At 69.0% G+C, this 3,716-nt stretch carries 4 protein-coding genes; 3 read left to right on the top strand and 1 reads right to left on the bottom strand.

Annotated features, from left to right (window positions below; genetic code table 11):
* Positions 1-78: 78 nt before the first annotated feature.
* A complete protein-coding gene (locus PKH97_RS14875) occupies positions 79-468 on the bottom strand; it encodes a 2Fe-2S iron-sulfur cluster-binding protein (protein WP_324388360.1) in 390 nt (129 codons plus the stop codon).
* Between the two features lie 293 nt (positions 469-761).
* Here PKH97_RS14875 and PKH97_RS14880 point away from each other — a divergent pair, with 293 nt between their 5' ends.
* From PKH97_RS14880 to PKH97_RS14890, 3 genes are read left to right on the top strand one after another with little or no spacing between them, the layout of a single operon-like run.
* On the top strand, positions 762-950 hold the full coding sequence (locus PKH97_RS14880; protein ID WP_324388361.1) for a DUF5302 domain-containing protein: 189 nt from the start codon (positions 762-764) through the stop codon (positions 948-950).
* A gap of 19 nt (positions 951-969) precedes the next feature.
* The gene (locus PKH97_RS14885; RefSeq protein ID WP_324388362.1) at positions 970-2,043 is read left to right on the top strand and encodes a PfkB family carbohydrate kinase; all 1,074 of its coding nucleotides are present in this window, start codon (positions 970-972) and stop codon (positions 2,041-2,043) included.
* A gap of 4 nt (positions 2,044-2,047) precedes the next feature.
* Positions 2,048-3,511, top strand: a complete 1,464-nt coding sequence (locus tag PKH97_RS14890) for an NAD(P)/FAD-dependent oxidoreductase (protein WP_324388363.1) — start codon at positions 2,048-2,050, stop codon at positions 3,509-3,511.
* Positions 3,512-3,716 lie beyond the last annotated feature (205 nt).

Raw genomic sequence — 3,716 nt, forward strand, 5'->3', positions numbered from 1 at the left:
TGGCGTAGTGGTTCTTCGCCTCGGCGAGGTCGGTGACGCGCGCGTGCACGTATCCCATGCGCATGACAGCCATTGCAGTTACTCCTTGGTGGTGGTGCCGGTCAGGTGAGAACGCTCGGCTGCTACGGCTGCTGCCCGCAGCCGCGCCTTCTCGTTGATCTGACGAAGAAGGGGATTGACGAGGCGAAGGTTTTCGCCGCGCATCTCGATCGTGATGTCGCTCTCGGGCACGGCCCGGCACGACAGGCAGGTCCCGTCGGTGCGCTCGGCATCGGTGATGACCGTGTCGGCGACGGGCCGGTTGTAGTGGAACTCTCCCTCGCGGCAGTCGACCTTGCAGATCGCACAGCCGCCGCGCCGGCACCCGACGGCGTAGGCGTATCCCGCGCGGTAGAGGCCGTAGAGCACGGTCTCCTCCGGTTCGAGATAGATCACCTCGCCCGTGGGGTGGATGGTCACGGTCGGCACGGTGCTCCTTTGCATCGGCAAGTCGGTCGGGTGCGCCCGATGGGCGCACCGCCAACGTTGCCCGTATGCCCGCGTGAAGTCCGAGCCGTGTTCCTTGATGCGGAACCCCCGGGGGTAACCGCCCCGGAACATACTTTGACCCGGCCATCTCATACGTGGCCGGGTCGGTACTTTTCTACCCGCCGGACGCGGCCGCATCGGTGACCGACACGCGGCGGGCGGGGAAACGGCATACTGCGCTCCGGCGGAAAACCGCGGGCCGTCGCCCAGGGGTGCGTGCGAGGATGGCGAGCATGGCTAACGACTCCGGCAAGCGCGCCCTGCCCGACGACGACGTGAAGCGCAAGTTCCGCGAGGCGCTCGAGCGCAAGAAGTCGGGGGCCGGGGTCGACGTCTCCGACTCGCACGACCACGGCAAGGTCGACCATGCCCACGGGCCCGAGGCGCATCAGAAGATGTTCCGGCGCAAGTCCGGAGGCTGATCACTGGCAAGATGCGCGCATGCAGCCGCGCGTGATCCACACCGCCCAGGCGCTCATCGACGAAGTGGTCGAGGTGCCGGCCCTGCCCGAACGCGGCGGCAATGTCATGGCTGGCGCGCACTATCTGTATGCCGGCGGGGCCGTGAACATCCTCGTCGCCGCCGCCCGCTCTGGCGCCCGGTGCGTCCACGCCGGGGCCATCGGGACCGGACCCAATGGCGATCTGGTGCGCGCCGCGTTGACGCGCGAGGGCATCACCTGGTCGGCGCCCGCCGTCACCGAAATCGACACGGGTGTCTGCTTCGTGATGATCGAGCCGAGCGCGGAGCGGACCTTCGTCACGACGCAGAGCGCCGAGCGCCGGATCAGCGTGGCGAGCCTGCAGACCAGCGCGCCCGAGACCGGTGACGTGGTGTGTATCAGCGGTTTCTCGCTCGTGGGGCGGACCCGTGACCCGCTGCTGGCATGGCTAGACACCCTGCCGGCGGGCGTTGTCGTCGTTCTCGATCCCGGGGCCACGTTCGGCGAGTTGGAGCCGGCGGTTCAGGACCGCGTGCTCGCGCAGACGACGGTATGGACGTCCAATGCCGACGAGGCGCGCGCGCTCGTCGGCGTCGGCGAGATCGCCGATTCCGTTGTGGCCGTTGCCGGTCGACTCCCGAGCGGTGGGGTGGCCATCGTGCGGGACGGGCCGGTGGGGTGCGTCGTCCATGTCGACGGCGCGACGACGATGCTGCCCGGCTATCCGCAACGTCCGGTCGACACCAATGGGGCGGGCGACACGCATGCCGGCGTTCTGGTCGCCGGCCGCACGGCTGGCCTGGACTGGGTCACCGCAGCCCGGCGCGCCAACGCGGCGGGCGCGATCAAGGTGACCCGCCGCGGCCCGGCCACCGCACCGACCGCACGCGAGATCGACGAATTCCTGGCGGTTCAGGATTCGGGAGTCGGATCGGTGCCCGGCTCATCCTGGGGGTCCGGCGGCCGCGGCGTCTCGGGCGGAGCCGGCGGGTCAAGCCAGCCAAGGGGGCGCAGCGGTTTCACGGGGCATAGTGGGCACGGCGCGGACCGTTCCTACCGCCTAGTAACATGACGGCATGGACCCTCTCGAGGTCGATGTCCTCATCGTCGGCGCCGGTCTGTCAGGGATCGGGGCGGCTTGTCATCTGACCCGGGAGCTGCCCGGCACGTCCTACGCCATCGTCGAGATGCGCGAGCGGATGGGCGGGACATGGGATCTGTTTCGCTACCCGGGAGTGCGCTCGGACTCCGATATGTACACCCTCGGCTATGCCTTCCGCCCGTGGGCAGGCACCCAGGCGCTCGCCGGTGGCCCGGAGATCCTCGACTACATCCGGGCGACCGCGGCCGAGTATGACGTGGAGCGCCATATTCACTACGGGCACAAGGCTGTTCGCGCGCAGTGGTCGAGTGTGACATCGCGCTGGACCGCGTCTGCCGAGGTCCGCCAACCCGATGGCAGTGTCGCGGTGCGCCTGACCACGGCGAAGTTTCTCTATTCCTGCACGGGGTATTACGACTACGAACAGGGCCATGCGCCCGAGTTCCCCGGGGTCGAGGAGTTCCGCGGCCAAGTGATACATCCCCAGTTCTGGCCGGCGGACCTCGACCACGCGGGCAAGCACGTGGTCGTCATCGGCAGCGGTGCGACATCCGTCACCCTGGTGCCGGCACTCGCCGCGACCGCGTCGAAGGTCACGATGCTGCAGCGCTCCCCCACCTACATCCTGAGTATGCCGAGCCAGGACCCCATCGCGACGCTCGCCGGGCGTGCGCTGCCGGACCGGGCGGCCTACGCCGTGACCCGGTGGAATCACATCCTGATGTCCTGGGGGTTGTTTCAGGCGAGCCGGCGAGCGCCGGGCTTGGTCCGCAAGCTGATCCGCGGCGAGGCGGCGAAGGCGCTGCCTTACGACTATCCAGTCGACGAGCACTTCAACCCGGCCTACGACCCGTGGGATCAGCGGCTGTGCTTGGTGCCCGACGGCGATCTCTTCAGCGCGATCGGTGACCGCCGCGCGGAGGTGGTCACGGACACCATCGCGACCTTCACACCGACGGGTGTGCGGCTGGCGAGTGGGCGGGAGTTGCCGGCGGACATCGTGGTGACGGCGACCGGCCTGCGGCTGCTGCCGGGCGGGGGCGCCGCTTTGGCGGTCGATGGCGTGGATGTGGACCTGCCCTCGACGGTGTCATACAAGGGGATCATGCTCTCGGGCGTGCCGAATTTCGCTCTGGCACTTGGGTATACGAATGCGTCGTGGACATTGAAGGTCGACCTGGTCTCGCGCTATGTCTGCCGGTTGCTGGACTATATGGAGCGGCACGGGTTTGCGCAGGTGTGGCCGCAGGAGCCTCCGGCGGGTGAGCCGACCCGGCCGATCATCGACTTCGCCGCCGGCTACGTGCAGCGGGGTGCGTCACTGATCCCGCGCCAGGGCAGCTCAGGGCCGTGGCGCGTCCCGCAGAACTATCTCGTCGACCGCGCGCGCCTACGCCGGCGGGGGCGCCTGGACGACGGGGTGATCTTTCGCCGCTAGGCGATTCCCGCACGTAAAGTGTGGTCCGCCCGCAGTGCAGCCCGCCGGTATCGGCGAGGCAGCACAACCAGCGAGAAGGACACCCGTGACCACCAAGAAGACGTCGACGCGCAGCGACAAGGCAGCAGCGCCGAGCAGCACGACGCCGCCCTCGGAGCCGGCGACCGCGGATGCAACCGCGCCGGCCAAGGCGGCGAAGGCGCCG

It is taken from the genome of Nostocoides sp., from assembly GCF_035343835.1.
Lineage (GTDB): Bacteria > Actinomycetota > Actinomycetes > Actinomycetales > Dermatophilaceae > Nostocoides_A > Nostocoides_A vanveenii.

Excerpts from the sequence above, each read along its gene's own strand:
- PKH97_RS14880 (WP_324388361.1), top strand. The coding sequence starts at position 762 with ATGGCTAACGACTCCGGCAAGCGCGCCCTGCCCGACGACGACGTGAAG.
- PKH97_RS14885 (WP_324388362.1), top strand. The coding sequence starts at position 970 with ATGCAGCCGCGCGTGATCCACACCGCCCAGGCGCTCATCGACGAAGTG.
- PKH97_RS14890 (WP_324388363.1), top strand. The coding sequence starts at position 2,048 with ATGGACCCTCTCGAGGTCGATGTCCTCATCGTCGGCGCCGGTCTGTCA.